Origin of the sequence: Streptomyces sp. NPDC053076, assembly GCF_044546845.1 — a bacterium.
In the GTDB taxonomy this organism is placed as follows: domain Bacteria; phylum Actinomycetota; class Actinomycetes; order Streptomycetales; family Streptomycetaceae; genus Streptomyces.
Genome location: NZ_JBITZL010000010.1, coordinates 38451 through 58535, shown reverse-complemented (window position 1 = coordinate 58535; position 20085 = coordinate 38451). Strand labels below are relative to the sequence as shown.

The 20085-nt window shown below is 73.4% G+C and carries 17 protein-coding genes; 9 read left to right on the top strand and 8 right to left on the bottom strand.

The genetic code is table 11. The features are described 5' to 3' along the window. Positions 1–48: 48 nt before the first annotated feature. From ACIGYR_RS32690 to ACIGYR_RS32680, 3 genes are all read right to left on the bottom strand, one after another. A complete protein-coding gene (locus tag ACIGYR_RS32690; protein WP_399606671.1) occupies positions 49–585 on the bottom strand; it encodes a nuclear transport factor 2 family protein in 537 nt (178 codons plus the stop codon). Then, positions 582–1496 (bottom strand): dihydropteroate synthase, encoded by a 915-nt coding sequence (gene folP / locus ACIGYR_RS32685; protein ID WP_399606673.1) that lies wholly within the window; start codon positions 1494–1496, stop codon positions 582–584. Before folP ends, ACIGYR_RS32690 begins: the two co-directional genes overlap by 4 nt. A 123-nt stretch (positions 1497–1619) precedes the next feature. Continuing rightward, positions 1620–3434, bottom strand: a complete 1815-nt coding sequence (locus tag ACIGYR_RS32680) for a phosphatidylglycerol lysyltransferase domain-containing protein (protein WP_399606675.1) — start codon at positions 3432–3434, stop codon at positions 1620–1622. A gap of 228 nt (positions 3435–3662) precedes the next feature. On the opposite strand from ACIGYR_RS32680, the gene ACIGYR_RS32675 reads away from it, so the two are divergent. Further along, entirely contained in the window at positions 3663–4790 is a 1128-nt protein-coding gene (locus ACIGYR_RS32675; protein ID WP_391847722.1) for an alpha/beta hydrolase, read from the top strand. 97 nt (positions 4791–4887) lie between these two features. Next, positions 4888–6429 (top strand): coiled-coil domain-containing protein, encoded by a 1542-nt coding sequence (locus tag ACIGYR_RS32670; RefSeq protein WP_399606678.1) that lies wholly within the window; start codon positions 4888–4890, stop codon positions 6427–6429. A gap of 397 nt (positions 6430–6826) precedes the next feature. Here ACIGYR_RS32670 and ACIGYR_RS32665 read toward each other — a convergent pair whose 3' ends face one another. Together ACIGYR_RS32665 and ACIGYR_RS32660 are read right to left on the bottom strand one after the other, a co-directional pair. Beyond that, complete coding sequence (locus ACIGYR_RS32665; protein WP_399606749.1) at positions 6827–8101, bottom strand: PH domain-containing protein; 1275 nt, start codon at positions 8099–8101, stop codon at positions 6827–6829. Between the two features lie 248 nt (positions 8102–8349). Further along, the gene (locus ACIGYR_RS32660; protein WP_391847724.1) at positions 8350–8853 is read right to left on the bottom strand and encodes a PH domain-containing protein; all 504 of its coding nucleotides are present in this window, start codon (positions 8851–8853) and stop codon (positions 8350–8352) included. Positions 8854–8884: 31 nt separating this feature from the next. Between ACIGYR_RS32660 and ACIGYR_RS32655 the strand changes: the two genes are divergently transcribed. Beyond that, complete coding sequence (locus ACIGYR_RS32655; protein WP_391847725.1) at positions 8885–10036, top strand: NADH-quinone oxidoreductase subunit D; 1152 nt, start codon at positions 8885–8887, stop codon at positions 10034–10036. A 208-nt stretch (positions 10037–10244) separates the two neighbouring features. On the opposite strand, the gene ACIGYR_RS32650 is transcribed toward ACIGYR_RS32655, so the two are convergent. Continuing rightward, positions 10245–11321, bottom strand: a complete 1077-nt coding sequence (locus tag ACIGYR_RS32650; RefSeq protein WP_399606682.1) for an SAM-dependent methyltransferase — start codon at positions 11319–11321, stop codon at positions 10245–10247. A gap of 118 nt (positions 11322–11439) precedes the next feature. On the opposite strand from ACIGYR_RS32650, the gene ACIGYR_RS32645 reads away from it, so the two are divergent. Continuing rightward, on the top strand, positions 11440–12645 hold the full coding sequence (locus ACIGYR_RS32645) for a sensor histidine kinase (protein WP_399606685.1): 1206 nt from the start codon (positions 11440–11442) through the stop codon (positions 12643–12645). A gap of 105 nt (positions 12646–12750) precedes the next feature. Continuing rightward, positions 12751–13422 carry a response regulator gene (locus ACIGYR_RS32640; RefSeq protein WP_391847728.1) on the top strand — a complete coding sequence of 224 codons (672 nt, stop codon included), beginning with the start codon at positions 12751–12753 and terminating at the stop codon, positions 13420–13422. A gap of 19 nt (positions 13423–13441) precedes the next feature. Here ACIGYR_RS32640 and ACIGYR_RS32635 read toward each other — a convergent pair whose 3' ends face one another. Next, positions 13442–14548: a DUF5937 family protein gene (locus ACIGYR_RS32635; RefSeq protein ID WP_399606688.1), complete on the bottom strand. Its 1107-nt coding sequence runs from the start codon at positions 14546–14548 to the stop codon at positions 13442–13444. A gap of 216 nt (positions 14549–14764) precedes the next feature. On the opposite strand from ACIGYR_RS32635, the gene ACIGYR_RS32630 reads away from it, so the two are divergent. Further along, positions 14765–14974 carry a hypothetical protein gene (locus tag ACIGYR_RS32630; RefSeq protein WP_391847730.1) on the top strand — a complete coding sequence of 70 codons (210 nt, stop codon included), beginning with the start codon at positions 14765–14767 and terminating at the stop codon, positions 14972–14974. Between the two features lie 23 nt (positions 14975–14997). On the opposite strand, the gene ACIGYR_RS32625 is transcribed toward ACIGYR_RS32630, so the two are convergent. Beyond that, positions 14998–16182 (bottom strand): threonine aldolase family protein, encoded by a 1185-nt coding sequence (locus ACIGYR_RS32625; RefSeq protein ID WP_399606691.1) that lies wholly within the window; start codon positions 16180–16182, stop codon positions 14998–15000. A gap of 194 nt (positions 16183–16376) precedes the next feature. Here ACIGYR_RS32625 and ACIGYR_RS32620 point away from each other — a divergent pair, with 194 nt between their 5' ends. From ACIGYR_RS32620 to ACIGYR_RS32610, 3 genes are read left to right on the top strand one after another with little or no spacing between them, the layout of a single operon-like run. After that, on the top strand, positions 16377–17351 hold the full coding sequence (locus ACIGYR_RS32620; protein ID WP_399606693.1) for a Rossmann-like and DUF2520 domain-containing protein: 975 nt from the start codon (positions 16377–16379) through the stop codon (positions 17349–17351). Then, a complete protein-coding gene (panC, locus tag ACIGYR_RS32615; protein WP_391847733.1) occupies positions 17348–18340 on the top strand; it encodes a pantoate--beta-alanine ligase in 993 nt (330 codons plus the stop codon). The genes ACIGYR_RS32620 and panC overlap by 4 nt, the downstream gene beginning before the upstream one ends. Continuing rightward, entirely contained in the window at positions 18337–20082 is a 1746-nt protein-coding gene (locus ACIGYR_RS32610) for an L-aspartate oxidase (RefSeq protein ID WP_391847734.1), read from the top strand. The genes panC and ACIGYR_RS32610 overlap by 4 nt, the downstream gene beginning before the upstream one ends. Positions 20083–20085 lie beyond the last annotated feature (3 nt).

Genomic DNA, 20085 nt, shown 5'->3' with positions numbered 1-20085 from the left:
CTTCCGCTCTGTGCGGTTCTGCGGTGCGTCCGGAGTGTGTCCACCCGTTCAGGTGAGGGGGCCGTCGTCCGGGTTCACGCCATTGACGCCGGTGTCCCCGTCGTCGTTGTCGTCGCTCTCGGTCAGGACGGGGGAGGCGTGGTGGGACCAGAGCTTCCAGCCGGAGGACGTGCGCCAGAACACGTTCGTGGCGACGACGAGCTGGCCCACCAGCGGTCCGAGTTCCGCGCCCTCCTCCGGGGCGGGGCCGCCGCTGAGGATGTTCTCGGTGCAGCTCACGAGGGCGGTGTCACCGGTCACGGAGACGTGCACGTCGGTGAGGAAGAACTGGATGTAGTCGGTGTTGGCCATGATCAGGGCGTATGACCTGAGGACCTCGCCGCGGCCGGTGAGCACGGGCCAGCCGGGGTGCACGCAGGAGATCACGCCGGTGTCCGCGGGGTCGTGGTACTCGTCGTCCACGCCCAGGTCGGAGGGGGTGAGCCAGAGGGAGGAGACCTCTTCGAAGTCGCCGCGTTCGAGTGCCTCGTAGAAGGCGGTGTTGGCGGCCTCCACCTGCTCGACGTCGGTATGGGGGGCGCTCACCTGTCTCCTTCCGCCCGGTGCTCGTCGTGGGTGCCCGGTGCGGCGCCCGTCGTGCGCGCTCCCTCCAGGGCCCGTGCCACCCGTACCGCGTCCGCCGTGGCGCGTACCTCGTGCACGCGCACCGCCCAGGCGCCGGCGTGCGCGGCGAGTGCGGAGACGGCAGCCGTGGCCGCGTCGCGCTCGCGGGCCGGCGGGGGTGCTCCCTCGGGGCCGGCGAGGACGCGGCCGAGGAACCGCTTGCGGGAGGCGGCGACCAGCAGGGGATGACCGAGGGCGCGCAGGCGCTCGAGGTGGGCGATGAGGACGAGGTCGTGCTCGGCTTCCTTGGAGAAGCCGAGGCCCGGGTCGACGACGATGCGGTCGGGGGCGACGCCGCCGGCCAGCACGGCCTCCACGCGCGCGTGGAGTTCGTCCATGACTTCGGCGACGACGTCCTCGTAGGCGCCCTTGACGTTGCCGCCCTGGAGGAAGCCGCGCCAGTGCATGACGACGAAGGGGGCCCCCGCGGCGGCGACCACGGGGATCATCGCGGGGTCGGCGAGGCCGCCGCTGACGTCGTTGACGAGGGCGGCGCCGGCCGCGAGGGACTGTTCGGCGACGGAGGCCCGCATGGTGTCGACGGAGACGACGACACCCTCGGAGGCGAGGCCGCGCACCACGGGGATGACCCGCCGCAGTTCCTCGGCCTCGTCCACGCGCGTGGCGCCGGGGCGGGTGGACTCGCCGCCCACGTCGACCAGGTCCGCGCCCTCGGCGACCAGGTCGAGGCCGTGCTTGACGGCGACGGTCGTGTCGAACCAGCGGCCGCCGTCGGAGAAGGAGTCGGGGGTCACGTTCACAACCCCCATGACCGCGCACCGGTCCCATGCCGGAAGGCCGGCCACTCGGCCGCGCCCGCTGATGTTGTTCATACGTTCAGCGTAGGCCCAGGGCGGCGCCGGGAACGCGCGGCGGCCCGGGCGAAGCCCCGGTGCTGGAGGGGGTGGGGCCGCCACCCGGGCCGGTCCGCGGGCCGTACCGCGGCGCATGCGGGTTCAGGCCGCTCGGACGTCCCGTTCGGTCCCGGCGTGCGCGCACGGGCGCTCGGCAGCGGCCCGGCGCCGGCGCAGGAAGCGGGGCAGCGGCAGGGCGAGGTCGACGAAACCCTCCGCCTGCATGGCGGCGAAGCCGATGCGGGGCAGGTCGGCGGAGGCACGGTAGACGACGAACCGGGGTTCCCAGCGCGGCTGGAACTTGGCGTTGAACTTGTACAGCGACTCGATCTGGAACCAGCGCGAGAGGAACACGAGCAGTCCGCGCCAGGCACGCAGCACCGGACCGGCGCCGATCTTCTCCCCGCGCGCGAGGGCGGAGCGGAACATCGCGAAGTTCAGCGAGACGCGGGTGATGCCGAACTTGGGGGCGGCCTGCAGGGCGGCGACGATCAGCAGTTCGTTCATGCCCGGGTCGGCGCTGCGGTCCCGGCGCATCAGGTCCAGCGACACGCCGTCGTGGCCCCAGGGCACGAAGTGGAGGACCGCCTTCAGGTCGCCGTACTCGCCCGGTTCGTCGTCCGCCTTGTGGGCGGTGGCGATCAGGCAGTCGCCGTCGGTGGCGTCGCCGATGCGGCCGAGCGCCATGGAGAAGCCGCGCTCGGTGTCCGTGCCGCGCCAGTCCTCCGCCGCCTGGCGGATCCGCTGGAGTTCGACCTCGCCGAGGTCACGGATGCGCCGCACCCGCGTTTCGTAGCCGGCCCGCTCGATGCGCTTGACCATCTGGCGCACGTTGCGCATCGCGCGTCCGGCGAGCGAGAAATCCGCAACGTCGACCACCGCCTCGTCGCCGAGTTCGAGGGCGTCCAGGCCGGTCTCGCGGGTCCACACCTCGCCGCCCGTCTCCGAGCAGCCCATGACGGCGGGCGTCCAGGAGTGGGCCCTGGCCTCGTCCATGAACCGCTCGATGGCACCCGGCCACGCCTCCACGTCACCGATGGGGTCGCCGCTGGCGAGCATCACCCCGGAGACGACGCGGTAGGTGACGGCGGCCTTGCCGCTGGGCGAGAACACGACCGCCTTGTCGCGGCGCAGCGCGAAGTGGCCGAGCGAGTCACGCCTGCCGTGTTTCTCCAGCAGGGCGCGCAGCTTCACCTCGTCCTCCTCGGTGAGGCGGGCGGCCGGGTGCTCCGGGCGGAAGGCGAGGTAGATGGTGGTGACAGCGGTGATCCAGCCGAGTGCGCCGAGGGAGAAGGCGACGGTCCAGGACGTGTTGCCCTGGTAGTCGACCGGGCCCTCGAAGCCGAAGAGGCCGTAGATGACGTGCGTCAAGCGGTCGGCCAGGCTGGGGTCGCCGATGGTCCGGTTCGGGTGAACGCTTACGATGACCAGGCCGAGCATGAGGGAACCGGCGCTCATCAGGACGAAGTTCGCGAGCGCGCGCCACCTGCTGCGGGGATCGGGCAGGGCGGCGAACTGGTCACGGTGGCGCAGCAGGGGAACGAGCAGCGCGACCGCGATGAGTACACCGATGATCGAGTGCCGGTACCCGAACTGCGCCAGGGCGCCCGCGGGGAGCAGTGCGACCGCGGCCCGCCAGGCCCGGCGCTTGCGCCGCTTGAGCCCGTGCGCGAGCAACAGCAACAGCACGCCCGCGCTGAGCGAGAGTGCCGCCGCGAAGGGCCCGAAGGAGCCCGGCAGCACCTCGGCCAGGGCGTGCATACGGCTGTGGCGGAAACGCGGGAACACGCCCGCGGCAATGTCCAGGAGGCCCACGATCGCGGCTGCCCGGCTGACCAGAGCGGGAACGGCATCGGGACGTGGACCGCGGAGCATGCGCCGCGTTCGGCTGGATCGACCCGGAACCTCGCCCGACATTTCCCCATCTATCCTGATAGACATCGTATCCCGTAGTTCTGCGAGAGACCTTGAACCCGGTGCCGATCGGGGCATCCGGCGACATTGCGCCCTCTAGGACGGTGTCTTGGGGAGAGAGGTTCACTCCCCACCGGAAAGTCCGGTCAAAGGCAAAGGAAAGCCCCGGGCAAACCCTCGCGACCATGCGTGGGCACGGCACGGGCGGAAAGCGCAGGCAGGAAACAGCCCATGGGTCTCACGAGCAACAAAGTGCTGGTGCTGGCGATAGCGATCGCCGCCGTGCTGTTCATCGGCACGGTGTGGCTGTGGCCGCGCCTGGCCCGGCAGAGCTGGCGGGCCGTCAGCGGACGGGTCGGTCTGATGCTGTTCACCCAGGTGGCGCTCTTCGCCTCGGTCGGGCTCGCCGCCAATCAGGCATTCGGGTTCTACGCCAGCTGGGCCGACCTGTTCGGCAAGGAGACCGACCAGGGGATCGTCGTCGACCACTCGGTCAACGGCAGCACCGGCGGGCCGCTCCAGGTGGTCTCCACCTCCAGTGTTCCGGGTGTGCGTGCCACGCGGCCGGAGCTGGGCGGGCAGGTCCAGAAAGTGGACCTGGTCGGCCGTACGACGCACATCGGCGCACCGGCCTATGTGTATCTGCCGCCGGAGTACTTCCAGCCGCAGTACCGCACGCGTACGTTCCCGGTGGCGGTCGTCCTGACGGGCTATCCGGGCACCGCGAAGTCGCTGGTGGACAAGTTGAACTACCCGAGCACGGCGCAGCGCTTGGCCAAGGACGGGCGGATGCAGCCGATGATCCTGGTGATGCTGCGGCCGACCGTGGCGCCGCCGCGGGACACCGAGTGCGTGGACGTGCCGGGCGGCCCGCAGGCGGAAACGTTCTTTGCCAAGGACCTGCCGGATGCCGTCCTCTCCCACTACCGGGCCGGCAAGCAGCCGGGCAGCTGGGGCGTCGTCGGCGACTCCACGGGCGGCTACTGCGCGCTCAAGCTCGCCATGCACCACCCCAACGTGTACACGGCCGGCGCCGGTCTCTCGCCGTACTACAAGGCGCCGATCGACCCCACGACCGGTGACCTCTTCCACGACGACGAGAAGCTGCGCAACCGCGCCGACCTGTGGTGGCTGCTGGACCACGAGGCCGCGCCGGACACTTCGCTGCTCGTCACCAGCAGCAAGGTGGGAGAGAAGAACTACAAGGACACGATGAGGTTCATCGACCGTGTCCAGGCCACCAACCGCACCCGGATCTCATCGATCATCCTCGGAAGCGGCGGGCACAACTTCAACACCTGGAAGCGCGAGATCCCACCGACCCTCCAGTGGATGAGCGGGCGGCTCGTCGACCACTGAGCCGTGGAAACCCTGACGCCCCGTGAAGCCCGAGGGATGGCTGTGTTTTTACGGGGCGGGGGCCCACGATCCGCCTACGCGCGGTAAGTTTCTGGCCATGCCACGTGGACGCCACCGCCATTCCCCTCCTCTGCACCGGCTGTTGCCTCCCTCGGCGATCGCCGGCGTCTCCGCCGTCTGCGCGCTGGGTCCCTGGGTGTTCTCCGAGGCCACGGTGTTGCGGGCGCTGGCCGCCGTCGCCGCGGCGACGGCGGTCGCCGGCGCGGTCGTGATGCGCCGCTGGGACACCCAGGCGGGCCGGCAGGTCGCCGAACTCACGCGTGCGCGTGCCGGCGACGAGTGGCGGTACGAGGAACGGGTCGCCGAACTGGAGACCGACCTGGAGGAGTCCCGCGAACTGCGCACGAAGCTGGAGCAGCGGCTGCGCGCCAAGCGGGCCGAACTTGCCGGTCTGCGCAACGAGCACGCCGCCCTGCTCCGCCGGTACGCCACCGCGGAGACCGAGCGGGCCAGCGCCCTGGAGGGGCGGCGGCTACTGGAGATCGAAGCGGCGCCGTCCGAACCGGGCCCCGCCGGCTCGTCGCTGCCCGCCCTGCCGCCCGCGCGGAGCGGCGAGCCCGCGACGGCCTCCGGCGCGTCCGACGCCACCGAGTCCGCCGGTGCCTCGGGGACTTCCGAGGGCGGCCCGGCGGCGTCGGTGGTGTTCTCGGCCGAGGGCGCACCGCTGTACCGGCAGGCCCTGAAGGCTCTGTCCCGGTTCGACCGGAAGGCCCCGACCGGCTCCGTGGACGAGGCCGAAGCCGAGCCCGGGGCCGAGGCCGAGCCCGAGTCCGCGGGCGGGGTTGAGCCGGAGTCCGTGGGCGGGGTTGAGCCCGGGGGCAAGTCCGAGTCTGTGGGCGAGTCCGGCCCTGTGAGTGAGTCCGGCGGCAAGTCCGAGTCCGTGGGCGAGTCCGGCCCCGTGAGTGAGTCCGGGCTCGCGGTTGGCGCCGGGGGAGAGCCGATGGGCGAGGGCGCCGCGGCGTCCGAGGCCGGTCCGGAGGGGGACGAGCCCGCGGCGGAGCCTGTGACCGCCCGGCTCGAGTCAGTGCAGCCGGGCGGGTCCGTGGCCGGTGCGCCCCAGCCGTCCGAGTCGGAGACGCCCGAGTCCCCCGAGTCCCCCGCGTCCCCCGCGTCCCCCGCGTCCCCCGAGGATGCCGAGGGCGCCGAGGGGGCCGTGGTTGAGGACGGGTTCGCGGCCGAAGGAGAGGGTGCCGAGGGCGCGATGCGGGACGGCGCCGGTGCGCCGCCGGCGGCCGAACTCGCCCCGGCCGTGGGCCGGCCGCCCGCCGGGCACTTCACGGTGCCGACCGCGGTGGCCGTCGTACCGGCCGGGCCGGCGCGGCGCCCGGTGGTCGAGGGCGGCTTCGACTTCTTCGGCACCCAGAAGGGCGCGACGAAGGCCACGCTGGACTCCGTGCAGAACGAGGACCTCGCCGACGTCGTCGGTGCCGAGGCCCTCGCCGTGCACAAGGCCGAGTCCGAGGCCGGGTTCAAGCCCGCCGACGAGCGGTCCCGGGGAGTCGGCCAGGTCATCGACCTGACGGCGCACGACGAGACCGAGCACATCGACGTCCAGGGGCTGCGCAGCGCGGCTTCCTGAGCCACCGTCAGCGACACACATCGGCGCATCGGGCCCGGCCTTCCCACGAGGGGAGCCGGGCCCGATCCGTCGGTACGACAGGTGGGCGCGGGCCCGCGGGGACGCGGGCGTAGGTCCGTGGGGACGCGGAGGCAGGCCCCGGGGAGGGGAGGCAGGCCCCGGGGATGCGGGCGTAGGCCCGTGGAGAGGGGTAGGCAGGCCCCGGGGTGGTGGAGGCAGGCCGCGGGGATGCGGGCGTGGGCCCGTGGAGAGGGGTAGGCAGGCCCCGGGGTGGTGGAGGCAGGCCGCGGGGATGCGGGCGTAGGCCCGTGGGGATGTGGGCGTGGCCCGTGAGCATGTGGGCGCGGAGGTGTGGAGGCAAGGCCCGTCGGGATGTGGGCGCGGGTCCGCGGGGCGGTCAGCCGGACGTCATCCAGCGGTCCGGGAGGGCGTCCCTGCGGCCCGTGCGGGACCTCTCCGCCTGCTCACCGAGGAGCCGCGCGGCCTCCTCCGCGTCCCGCAGCCGGGCCGTCACCGTCTTGTCGGCACCGGTGTCCACGTGGACGTCGGCGAGTCCCCAGCAGCGTTCCCAGGGGCCCTGGGTGAGCCGTACGCTCTGCACCTTGGCGTGCGGGACCAGCGAGAGCCGGCGGCACAGCAGGCCGCTGCGGGCGGCGAACACCGTGCCGGTGACCGCGAGCCGGTGGCCGCGCCATCGCACCGGCACGCACCACCTGGCCCGGCGCGGCGCCCGTGACAGCTCCCGCGGCGCCGTCATGCCGGGCAGCACGCGCGCGACGACCGACTCGGCCACCACGCGCGGGGCGACCGGTACCAGCACCGAGTTGGCGGATCCGGCCACATCCAGTTCCACCCGTACCCAGCCGGGCAACCGCCACAGCAGCGGTTCCACGATGCGCACGGTCTGCACCCGGCCGGGCGGCACCGTCTCGTGGGTACGGTCGAGCAGCCCGTGGTCGATGTGCAGGCCGTCCGGGGACTCGCTCACCGTCCAGTCGAACTCGGTGACGAACCGGCCCACGCTGCTCGCGCCGGCCGTGCCGAGCAGGGGCAGGGCGCTGGCGAGGACCGTCCACACGTTCTGGGTGACGAGCCAGAGCACGGTGGGGACGATCAGCGCGGCGCACAGCGAGCCCCAGGTGGCGCCCGTCAGCACCAGGGAGCGTGCCAGCTCGCGCGGGGGCACGCGCAACAGCGCGTGCGCCGGCGCCTCTCCGACTTCCTTCGCGGTCTCGGGCGCGAAACCCGCCGCGCGCGCGAGCAGTTCCGCGCGCAGGGCGCGCGCCTCCCGCTCGCTGAGGAAGGCCAGTTCGTCCTTGTCGTCGGTGCCCACGACATCGATCCGCAGCTTGGCGACGCCCGCCAGGCGCGCGAGGAGCGGACGGGAGACGTCCACGGCCTGCACGCGCTCCAGCCGGATGTGCGCGGTGCGCCGGAACAGCAGACCGGTGCGTATGCGCAGTTCGGTGTCGGTGACCGCGTAATGCGTGAACCACCACGACAGGAAGCCGTAGAGGCCGGCCGCCGGTACCAGTACGGCGAGGCCCAGCAGGAGCATGGCGTGGGTCAGCCGGGCGAGCTGCTCCTGTGCGCCGCCCGGGTCGTGCGCCGCCCATCCGGCCAGCACGGCGAGCGGCGCCCACGCCCGGCGGAAGGGCGTGACCGGGTGCAGCCGGCGCTCGGTGACGGGCGGGCGCTCCGGTGTGCCGCCGTCCGTGCCGGCCGCGTCGGCCGGGCGGTCGGTGCCGTCCGTGCCGTCCGTGCCGGCCGAGCGGTTCGCACTGTCCGTGCCGGCCGAGCGGTTCGCGCTGTCCGTGCCGGCCGAGCGGTGCGTGCCGTCTGCGCTGGCTATACCGTCTGCCCGGTCCGTGCCGTCCGTGCCGTCCGTGCCGTCCGTGCCGTCCGGGCGGGTCGGGGGTGTCACAGGCCCGCCGATCGTGCCTCGCCCAGCTCCGTGAGCCGGTCGCGCAGACGTTCCGCCTCGGCCGGGTCCAGGCCGGGGATCGTCGCGTCGGTCGCGGCGGCGGCCGTGTGCAGCTGTACGGTGGCCAGCCCGAACCGCCGCTCCACGGGCCCGGAGGTCACCTCCACCAGCTGCATCCGCCCGTACGGCACCACCGTCTCCTCGCGCCACAGGACGCCGCGGCTGATCAGCAGGTCGTCGGCGCGCTCGGCGTACCGCCAGGAGCGCCAGTTGCGCCCCAGCAGCCGCCAGCACCAGGCGGCGAACGCCGGCGGCAGCAGTGCGCAGGCCGCCCAGGCGGGCCCCGCGAGAAGCCCTGGCAGCAGCCCGGCGGCCACCGTGAGCACCCCTGTCCACACCGTCAGCAGCAGCCGGCGCACGCGCAGCAGACCGGGCTGCACGCCCCGCCACACCGGCTGGTCCGCCGGTGCTCCGGTCCCTTCCAGGCTCCCCGTTTCCATGAGGCCAGCGTACGTAGGGGAAACTGGGGCCATGACTCCCACGACGGAGACCACGGTCGGTATCGGCGGCGCGGCGGAGAGCACCGACATGGTGCTCAACATCGGGCCCCAGCACCCGTCCACGCACGGCGTCCTGCGGCTCAGGCTCGTGCTGGACGGTGAGCGCATCCTGCGCGCGGAGCCGGTGATCGGTTACATGCACCGGGGCGCCGAGAAGCTCTTCGAGGCACGCGACTACCGGCAGATCATCGTGCTCGCCAACCGGCACGACTGGCTGTCCGCGTTCTCCAACGAGCTGGGCGTGGTCCTCGCCGTGGAGCGGATGCTCGGCATGGAGGTCCCCGAGCGGGCGGTGTGGACGCGCACCCTGCTGGCGGAGCTGAACCGGGTGCTGAACCACCTGATGTTCCTCGGCTCGTACCCGCTGGAGCTGGGCGGGATCACGCCGGTGTTCTACGCGTTCCGGGAGCGCGAGGTGCTGCAGAACGTCATGGAGGAGGTCTCCGGCGGGCGCATGCACTACATGTTCAACCGCGTCGGCGGCCTCAAGGAGGACCTGCCGGCCGGCTGGACGGCACGCGCGCGTGATGCCGTCGCCGCCGTGCGTTCGCGCATGGACGTCTTCGACGACCTGGTGCTCGGCAACGAGATCTTCCGGGGGCGCACGCGCGGGGTCGGTGCGCTCGCTCCGGAGGCGGTGCACGCCTACGGCGTGAGCGGACCCATCGCGCGCGCCTCCGGCGTCGACTTCGACCTGCGCCGCGACGAGCCGTACCTGGCCTACGGCGACCTCCAGGACGTCCTGAAGGTCGTGACCCGCGGCGAGGGCGACTGTCTCGCCCGGTTCGAAGTGCTGCTGGAGCAGACCCACAACGCCCTGGACCTCGCCGACGCCTGCCTGGACCGCATGGCGGAGCTGCCGCCCGGTCCGATCAACCAGCGGCTGCCCAAGGTGCTGAAGGCGCCCGAGGGGCACACGTACGCGTGGACCGAGAATCCGCTCGGCATCAACGGCTACTACCTGGTCAGCAAGGGCGAGAAGACCCCGTACCGGCTGAAGCTGCGTTCGGCGTCGTACAACAACATCCAGGCGCTGACCGAGCTGCTGCCGGGCACGCTGGTGGCGGACATGGTGGCGATCCTGGGGTCGCTGTTCTTCGTGGTCGGCGACATCGACAAGTAGGCCGCCTCCGGGGGAGGCCGTCGCCGGGTGGGCCGTCTCCGGGTGGGCCGGCGGTGTGGGGGCCGTCTCCTGGTGGGGCCGTCCCCGGGTGGGCCGGCGGTGTGGGGGCCGTCTCCTGGTGGGGCCGTCCCCGGGTGGGTCGCATCCGGAAGGGCCGACGGTGTGGGGGCCGGATCCGAGTGGGCCGGCGGACGTGGGTCGGCGGGGCTCACCCGCCGGGCGGGTCCTGGGGGCTCGGGTCCGGCTTCAGAGGGTCGGGGATGCCGACGGGCTGGAGCAGCCAGCCGAAGTCGCCGAGGCCGCCCGGTGCGGTGAGTTCCGCGGCCTCCCCGGCGCTCGCGAGGGCGCGCACGTAGGCGGAGGGGTCCGTGGAGGCCAGTGCGATCGGGGGGCGTGCGCCGGTGATGTCCAAGGCGCGCAGGGCAGCGCGTTGCGTGAGCAGGCTTGCGCCGGAAAGCTCGCGCGCCGTTTGGCCCGCACCCGGTGCCGCCGCGCACGCGTCCAGGGCCACGTGTGCCGTGATGTCGCACGAGCCGTCCGGCACGGGGGCCGTCTCGCGCCCCTCCCGGAAGCCGGTGAGCGTTCCGAACGGGGGGCGCGTCTCCACGGTGTGCGCGTAGTCCACGGCCACCGCGAGCCCCCGTGCCACCCGGTCCACGGCCGACGCCCAGGCCCGGTCCCGGGGCAGTCCGATCTCCGCCCGCAGCCCCTCCTCGGCCGGCAGCGGCCACCAGCGCGCGAGCCAGTCGGCCTCCGCGCCCGTCACGGGCTCCCCGAGCCGCTCGGAACCGTTCTCCGTGACGAGTACCAGCCGGGGCACGCCCGCGGAGTCGGCCTCCACGACGTCCACGGGGACGTTGTCCAGCCACTCGTTGGCGAACAGCAGCCCGGTGACCGCGTCCGGGAGTCCGCTCAGCCAGGTGATCCGTTCGTCCAGGCCCGCCGGGCGGTCGGCGATCTCGACGGCGTACGCACGCACGCGTGCGGCCACGTCGGCCGGCAGGGCGGCGAGCACTCCGGTGACCAGCTCGCCCCGCCCGGCGCCCATGTCGACGAAGTCCAGCACCGCGGGCCGCCCGAGCGCCGCGTCGATCCGGCACAGCAGCCGGGCCACGGCCCGGGCGAACAGCGGTGAGGCGTGCACGGAGGTGCGGAAGTGACCGGCCGGCCCCTCCGGGCGCCGGTAGAAGCCACCGGGCCCGTACAGCGCCGTCTCGGCCGCCGCGCGCCAGCCGCGCGGGCCGGAATTCCCGCGGGGTCCCCCCGCCGTCGTCTCATCCGTCACCGGGACAGACTAGGCACACAGATGATCACCGCCTCCACCTTGCGGAGTACGCGCGCCGGGCGCGGATCGGCCCTCCGGTTGACCCCTGCACCTATCCGGTTTCCCTACTCTGGGTTACGTGCAGCGCCTCTACGACTTCCTCCGCCGCCACCCGACGTGGGTCGACGCCTTCTGGGCCGTCGTCCTGTTCGGGATGTCCGGGCTGAGCGTGGTCACGTTCGACGGGGTGCGAGGTCACCACGGGTCGGTCGCCGCGGGGATGGCCGTTTCCGTCACCCTGTGCGTCGTCGTGGCGCTGCGCCGCCGTTTTCCCGAGCCGATGCTGCTGCTCGCCCTCGGGACCGGACTGGCCCAGCTGGTCCTGGACGTCGAGACGACCACCGCCGACTTCGCCATGCTGGTGATCACCTACACGGTCGCGGCGATAGGCGCGCGCTGGTCCTCGCGGCTCGCGCTCGGCGTCAGTCTCTGCGCGGCGACCGTGGCCCAGATCCGCTGGCCGACCGATCACAGCAGCTTCGCCGGGGAGATCGCCATAGCGGTCTTCCAGACGGTGCCCTTCGCCCTCGCCTGGGTGCTCGGCGACTCCATGCGCACCCGGCGCGCCTACTTCGCCCAGCTGGAGGAGCGCGCGGCCCGCCTGGAGAAGGAGCGCGAGGCTCAGTCGAAGGTCGCGGTGGCCGCCGAACGCGCCCGCATCGCGCGCGAGCTGCACGACGTGGTCGCGCACAACGTGTCGGTGATGGTGGTGCAGGCCGACGGTGCCGCCTACGTCATGGACACCGCACCCGCCCAGGCGAAGGTGGCCCTGGAGACGATCTCCTCCACCGGCCGGCAGGCCCTGGCCGAGATGCGCCGCCTGCTGGGCGTGCTGCGCACCGGTGAGCACCAGGAGGGCGGGGAGTACGTCCCGCAGCCCGACGTGGAGCAGATCGACGACCTCGTCGAGCAGTGCCGCAGCTCCGGCTTGCCGGTCGACTTCAAGGTGGAGGGCACCCCGCGCCCGCTGCCCAGCGGAGTGGAGCTGACCGCGTACCGGATCGTGCAGGAGGCGCTCACCAACACCCGCAAGCACGGCGGGCCCAACGCGGGCGCGAGCGTCCGGCTGGTCTACTTCGACGACGGTCTCGGCCTGCTGGTCGAGGACGACGGCAAGGGCGCCCCGCACGAGCTGTACGAGGAGGGCGGTGTCGACGGGCAGGGCCACGGCCTGATCGGCATGCGCGAGCGGGTCGGCATGGTCGGCGGCACCCTGGACGCCGGACCGCGTCCGGGCGGAGGATTCCGCATCAGCGCCCTGCTCCCGCTCAAAACGGCGCACTGACCCGGCCGCATGCCCACGATCGACCCCCGCACCTCCCCTGACGACGGCGGCCGTAGACGGCGTACGACGGCAGGGGCGGCAACCGAAGACACAGAAGAGGACCCGATGACGATCCGCGTGATGCTCGTCGACGACCAGGCGCTGCTGCGCACCGGATTCCAGATGGTGCTCACCGCTCAGCCGGACATGGAGGTCGTCGCGGAGGCGGGCGACGGCGTGGAGGCCCTCCAGGCGCTGCGGTCCACCGCCGTCGACGTCATCCTGATGGACGTCCGCATGCCGAAGCTGGACGGTGTGGAGACCACCCGGCGGATCTGCGCGGAGCCGGACGCGCCGAAGGTGCTCATCCTCACCACGTTCGACCTGGACGAGTACGCCTTCTCCGGGCTGAAGGCGGGTGCCTCCGGCTTCATGCTCAAGGACGTGCCGCCCGGTGACCTGCTGGCCGCGATCCGTGCCGTGCACAGCGGTGACGCGGTCGTGGCGCCCTCCACCACCCGGCGCCTGCTGGACCGCTTCGCGCCGATGCTGCCCTCCGCGGGCAAGGAGCCCCAGCACAAGGAACTGGAACGGCTCACCGAGCGGGAGCGCGAGGTCATGGTGCTGGTCGCGCAGGGCCTGTCCAACGGCGAGATCGCGGCCCGGCTGGTGCTGAGCGAGGCGACCGTGAAGACCCATGTGGGCCGCATCCTGACCAAGCTCGGCCTCCGCGACCGGGTGCAGGTGGTCGTGCTGGCGTACGAGACGGGGCTGGTGCGCGCGGGCGGCCACGGCTGACCGCAGGCGACGGGGCCCGCTACCGGAGTATGCCCTCCAGGAAGTCGCTGCCCAGCCGGGCGACGACGGTGACGTCCAGCTGGTGCAGCACGTACCGGCCGCGTCGGCGGGTGGTGACCAGGCCCGCCTTCTTCAGGAAGCCCAGGTGCCGGGATATCTCGGGGGCCGTCATCCCGTGCACCCGGGCCAGTTCGCCGGTGGTGTAGGCGCTGCGCGCCAGATGGCGGCAGAGCCGCATGCGCACGGGATGGGACAGGGCGGTCATCCGCAGCGCGAGCTGTTCCACCGAGGGCGGGGCCGCCAGTTCGGGTGAGCCGACCGGGTAGTGCAGCACCGGCTGCCAGCCGTACCGGTGCAGGACGCTCAGGTGCGGCCAGCCCAGGCTCGTCGGAACGAGCAGGAGGCCGCCGTCCGCCGTCGCCGAGCGGCCGCTGCCCAGCTTGTCGACCGTGATCGTGGCGGCTTCCTCGTCGAGCGTCACGGTGGGCGACACCGCCTCCAGCGCCTCGGCCAGACCCCGGCGCAGCAGGAGGTCCGTCTTATGGCGGGCGTCCGCCGCGAGCTGGTGCCGCAGCCTCGACCAGGTATCCGCGAAGAACGCCTCGTCGCAGTCCCGTACGAACTGCCGCAGCCAGTCCCGGATCCTCGGCGGATCGGCCAGCAGCCGCTCGGTGAACCGCACCTGCCGGGGCCCGCGCGAGGCGGCCAGTTCCAGCGCCCGGCGGCGCACCTCGGGGTCGGAGAGCGTGGAGGAGCCGCGCGAGCAGTACGGCAGCGCGCAGGTGAACTCCATCGCGGCGTCCACGAACTGTTCGTCCGTCAGCTTGTCCAGCAGGTCGAGATCCTCGGCGAGGGTGGCACCGGGCAGCGTGCTCCGGCCCGCGACGCCCGCGAACGGCAGGAACAGGTCCGAGAAGGTCGAGCGCCACAGGAAGTCCGCCTCGCACATCCGGTCGGCGAGATGCGAGTCCAGCCGGGCGTTCACCCCGGCCACCCAGCCCTGCAGGCCGGGGTGGTGCCCCGGCTCCGACAGCGCGTGCAGCGCCATGCCCAGCTCGGCCAGGGGCGAGGTGACGACGGCGATCCGGTCCGGACGCAGCCCCGCGATGTCGATGCGCACGCTCATGTCCCCATGGTGCCCGCCGCCACCGACATCCGGGTTCTCGATTGACGGGGGGCGTCAATCGACGCGACTTCCCGTCCGGAGCGGCGCAGTCTGGAGCACCGGGGCAGCCGCGGAGCCCGACCCGGTCACCGAGCGGTCGGTGACAGCGATCAGTCAGCGATCAGTCGATCAGCGATCGGCCGGCGATCACTCAACGTCCCCAGAAGGCCATCCGCCATGAGCATCACCCAGCAGTACCTCCTCGACAGTTACCGCGCCCGTCAGCACGGCGAGCCGGAGCCGCCCGCGCCGGGCCGCCACGACACGGCACTGGTCCGCGACATGCGCGACTACCGCCGTTTCCGCGCCGTCATCGCCGAGCGCCCGGCGCACGGGCGCCTACGGCACGCCCTCGCACGCTGGTTGCGCCCCCGCGTACTCGGCTGAGCCGTGCGGCCGGGCGCGCTCGGCTACGCCCGCTCCGGCAGGCGCTCCACGAAGTCCCGTACGGCCGCGCGTACGTCGTCCGCCGTCCACTCCAGGCCGGCGGAACGGACGACGACCTCCGTGCACGCCAGTCCGGGGCCTTTGGCGTCCCAGGCGTCCGCGAAGAGCATCACCGAGGTCTCCTCGGCCTGGCGTACGGCCGCGTCGGCCACCACTTCGGGCGCGTACGGCAGCCAGACCTGGAACTCGTGGGTGTGGGGCACCTCGGGGTGGACGCGGGCCCAGGGCACCCCGGCCGCCGCGAAGCCCTCGCGCAGCGCCTCGGCCACCACGCGCGCGTGCCGCACGTACTCCGGCAGCCGGGGCAGCTCACGGTCCAGGCCGATGAGCGCGGACAGGGCGGTCGGGAACTGCTGGAAGATCATGCCGCCGTACCGGTGCCGCCAGGTCTTCGCCTCCTCCACCAGCGTCTTCGGGCCGGCCAGCGCGGCGCCGCCGAAGCCGCCGACCGACTTGTAGAGCGACACGTAGACGCTGTCGGCCAGGCCCGCGATCTCCGCCAGGGAGCGCTCGAAGTGCTCGGTGCACTCCCACAGGCGCGCGCCGTCGAAGTGCACCACCGCGTCGCGCTCCCGCGCCGCGTCGACGACCTCGGTCAGCTCCTCCCAGGTGGGCAGCACGAAACCGGCGTCCCGGAGGGGCAGTTCCAGCATCAGCGCCCCGAAAGGCTCGTCGAAGTCGCGTATCTCGGCCGCCGTGGGCAGCCGGGTCCCGTGGCCGACCCTGACCGGACGCAGGCCACTGACCTGGCTGAACGCGTGCCGCTCGTGCACCTCCGGATGGGACAGCGGGTGCAGGGCCACCGTCGGGTCGCCGGTCCGGGCCGCCCAGCAGCGCAGGGCCACCTGCTGGGCCATGGTGCCGGTCGGGAAGAACGCGGCGGCCTCCGTGCCGAGCAGCGAGGCGACCCGCTCCTCCAGAGCGGCCACGATCCGGTTGCCGTAGACGTCGGCCGGCTCGTCCAGGTCGTAGACCTCGGGCGCCGCGTCCACCAGGTGCGCGAGGCGATCGCGGATCGAGCTTCCCCAGCCCGCGCGGGACAGCGTGCGCCGCGCCCGACGGTGTGCGGCGGCGCGCCGCTCCCGCGCCTGTTCCGGTGTCGGTTGCCCGGTGCTCTGCTCCGTGCCTTGTCCGGCTGTGTCGGTCATGCCGTGGATCATGCCGTGACGGGCCGTCGCGGGCACCGGGATTTCGGCGCGACGGCCCGCCGCGGAAGGCGTTGTGCGGCGTGGCGAAACCCACAGCCTGTGGACAACCGGTCGGCGCCGGACCGAGATAGCGTTAACATGACGAGAAATCGTCCGGTACCCAGAGCGGACTGGAACGGGAAGGCCACTGTCGCGTGAGTACAGTCCACCAGCCAGACCTCAAGGACCGCCCCGCGCGGCTCACCGTCGGCGTCGTCGGCGCCGGTCGGGTGGGCCCCGCGCTCGCCGCGTCCCTCCAGCTCGCCGGGCACCGCCCGGTGGCCGTCTCCGGCGTCTCCGACGCCTCCCGCAGGCGCGCCGAAACCATGCTCCCGGGCGTCCCGCTGGTGCCGCCCGCCGAGGTCCTCCAGCGCGCCGACCTGGTACTGCTCACGGTCCCCGACGACGCCCTGCCCGGCCTGGTCGCCGGCCTCGCCGAGACCGGCGCGGTACGGCCCGGACAGCTGCTCGTGCACACCTCCGGCCGGTACGGCGCGCGGGTGCTCGACCCCGCCCTGCGCGCGGGCGCGCTGCCGCTGGCCCTGCACCCGGCGATGACCTTCACCGGCACACCCGTGGACGTCCAGCGCCTCGCGGGCTGCTCCTTCGGCGTCACCGCGCCGGAGGAGCTCCGGCTGGCCGCCGAGGCCCTGGTGATCGAGATGGGCGGCGAGCCGGAGTGGATCAGCGAGCGGAACCGCCCGCTGTACCACGCGGCCCTCGCCCTCGGCGCCAACCACCTGGTGACCCTGGTCGCCCAGTCCATGGAACTGCTGCGCACGGCGGGCGTGGGGGCGCCCGACCGGATGCTCGGCCCCCTGCTCGGCGCCGCCCTGGACAACGCGCTGCGCTCCGGGGACGCCGCCCTGACCGGGCCGGTCGCGCGCGGGGACGCGGGCACGGTCGCCGCGCACGTCGCCGAGTTGCGCGAGCACGCCCCGCAGACCGTGGCGGGCTATCTGGCGATGGCCCGCGCGACCGCCGACCGCGCGCTCGCCCACGGCCTGCTGAAGCCGGAACTCGCCGAGGACCTCCTCGGGGTACTCGCCGACGGAGGCCACGCAGGCGACGGAACCGGGGGCACGAACGGCACCGAGGGCACGAACGGCACCGAGGGGAACGACCGATGACCACCGCCCTGCTGAGCACCGCCGAAGAGCTGCACGCGCGCGTGCGCGAAGGCCGCCGCGCCGTCGTGATGACCATGGGCGCGCTGCACGAGGGCCACGCGACCCTCATCCGCTCCGCGCGCGAGATCGCCGGCCCGGACGGCGAGGTCGTCGTCACCGTCTTCGTCAACCCGCTCCAGTTCGGCGCGGGGGAGGACCTCGACCGCTACCCGCGCACCCTGGACGCCGATCTGAAGCTCGCCGAGCAGGCGGGCGCGGACGCCGTCTTCGCGCCCTCCGTGGACGAGGTGTACCCGGGCGGCCGGCCTCAGGTGCGCATCTCCGCGGGACCCATGGGCGAGCGCCTGGAGGGTGCCTCGCGGCCCGGCCACTTCGACGGCATGCTCACCGTCGTCGCCAAGCTGCTGCACCTCACCCGCCCCGACGCCGCCCTGTTCGGGCAGAAGGACGCCCAGCAGCTGGCCCTCATCCGGCGCATGGTGCGGGACCTGAACTTCGGCGTCGAGATCGTCGCCGTACCCACCGTGCGCGAGGAGGACGGGCTCGCCCTGTCCAGCCGCAACCGCTACCTCTCCGCGGACGAGCGGCGGACCGCGCTCGCGCTGTCCCGCGCGCTGTTCGCCGGCCGGGACCGGCACGCGGCGCAGGAGGCGCTGCGCGCGCGGGCCCGGGAAGTGCCCTCCACGCACGCGCGTGCCGAGGCCCTGAGCGCCATAGGGGAGTCCCGCGCGGCGGCCGACGCCCACGCGGTCGCCACCGCCGCGCCCGGCGGCCCGGCGGCCGTGCGCGCCGCGGCACGCCAGGCCCTGGACGAGGCCGGCCGCTACGACCCACCGCTCCGCCTGGACTACCTCGCGCTGGTCGACCCCGCCGACTTCACCGAGATCGGCGCCGACTTCACCGGCGAGGCCGTCCTCGCCGTCGCCGCCCGGGTCGGCTCGACCCGGCTGATCGACAATCTTCCTCTCACCTTCGGAGCCGCCTCGTGACCAGCACAGGCATACGACTGCACGCACCCGCGCCCGGGTGGAACATCTCGGCGGACGTGGTCGTCGTCGGCTCCGGAGTGGCCGGCCTGACCGCGGCACTGCGCTGCGAGGCCGCGGGGCTGACGACGGTGGTCGTCACCAAGGCCCGCCTGGACGACGGCTCCACGCGCTGGGCGCAGGGCGGCATCGCCGCGGCCCTCGGCGAGGGCGACACGCCCGACCAGCACCTCGCGGACACCCTGGTGGCCGGCGCGGGCCTGTGTGACGAGGAGGCCGTGCGGATCCTCGTCACCGAAGGCCCCGACGCCGTACGACGGCTGATCTCCACCGGCGCCCACTTCGACACCGACGACGAGGGCGACATCCACCTCACCCGCGAGGGCGGCCACCACCGGCGCCGGATCGCGCACGCGGGCGGCGACGCGACCGGCGCGGAGGTCTCCCGGGCGCTCGTGGAGGCGGTCAGCGAAGCGATGCCGTCCGGCACCCGCGCGCGCGGGCTGCGCACCATCGAGAACGCGCTCGTGCTGGACCTGCTGACCGACGCCGACGGCCGTACGGCCGGTGTCACACTGCACGTGATGGGCGAGGGCCAGCACGACGGCGTGGGCGCCGTGCACGCCCCCGCCGTGGTGCTCGCGACCGGCGGCATGGGCCAGGTGTACTCGGCGACCACCAACCCCTCCGTGTCGACCGGCGACGGCGTGGCGCTGGCGCTGCGCGCGGGCGCCGAGGTCAGCGATCTGGAGTTCGTGCAGTTCCACCCGACCGTGCTGTTCCTCGGCACGGACGTCGAGGGCCAGCAGCCGCTCGTCTCCGAGGCGGTGCGCGGTGAGGGCGCGTACCTGGTCGACGGGGACGGCGTGCGCTTCATGGTGGGCCAGCACGAACTGGCCGAGCTGGCGCCCCGCGACATCGTCGCCAAGGGCATCCTGCGGCGGATGCTGGAGCAGGGCGCCGAGCACATGTACCTCGACGCCCGGCACTTCGGCGCCGACATGTGGGAGCACCGCTTCCCGACCATCCTGGCCGCCTGCCGCGCCAACGGCATCGACCCGGTCACCGAGCCCATCCCGGTCGCTCCGGCCGCGCACTACGCCTCCGGCGGCGTGCGCACCGACGCGCGGGGACGTACGACGGTCCCGGGCCTGTACGCGTGCGGCGAGGTCGCCTGCACCGGTGTGCACGGCGCCAACCGGCTCGCCTCCAACTCCCTCCTGGAGGGCCTCGTCTACGCCGAGCGGATCGCCGCCGACATCGTCGCGGCCCACGCCGAGGACGGCCTCCCCGCGCGCGTGCCCGCACCGGCCCCGTACCCCGAGACGCCCGCGCACCCGCTGCTGGCCCCCGAGACCCGCTTCGCCATCCAGCGGATCATGACCGAGGGCGCCGGCGTGCTGCGCTCGGAGGAGTCCCTCGCCAGGGCCGCCGCACAGCTCCAGCGGCTGCACACCGACGCCCGTGACGCCCTGGACGAGAACGGCAAGACCGCCGAGCCCGGTGTCGACACCTGGGAGGCCACCAACCTCCTGTGCGTGGCCCGCGTCCTGGTCGCCGCCGCCCGGCTGCGCGAGGAGACCCGCGGCTGCCACTGGCGCGAGGACCGCGCCGAGCGCGACGACGACACCTGGCGGCGCCACATCGTCGTACGGCTCAATCCGGACCGGTCGCTGGCCGTACGCACCACGGACACCGCAGACTTCCCCCCTACCCGGTACCACCCCAGCGCCCAGGAGCAGTGACGA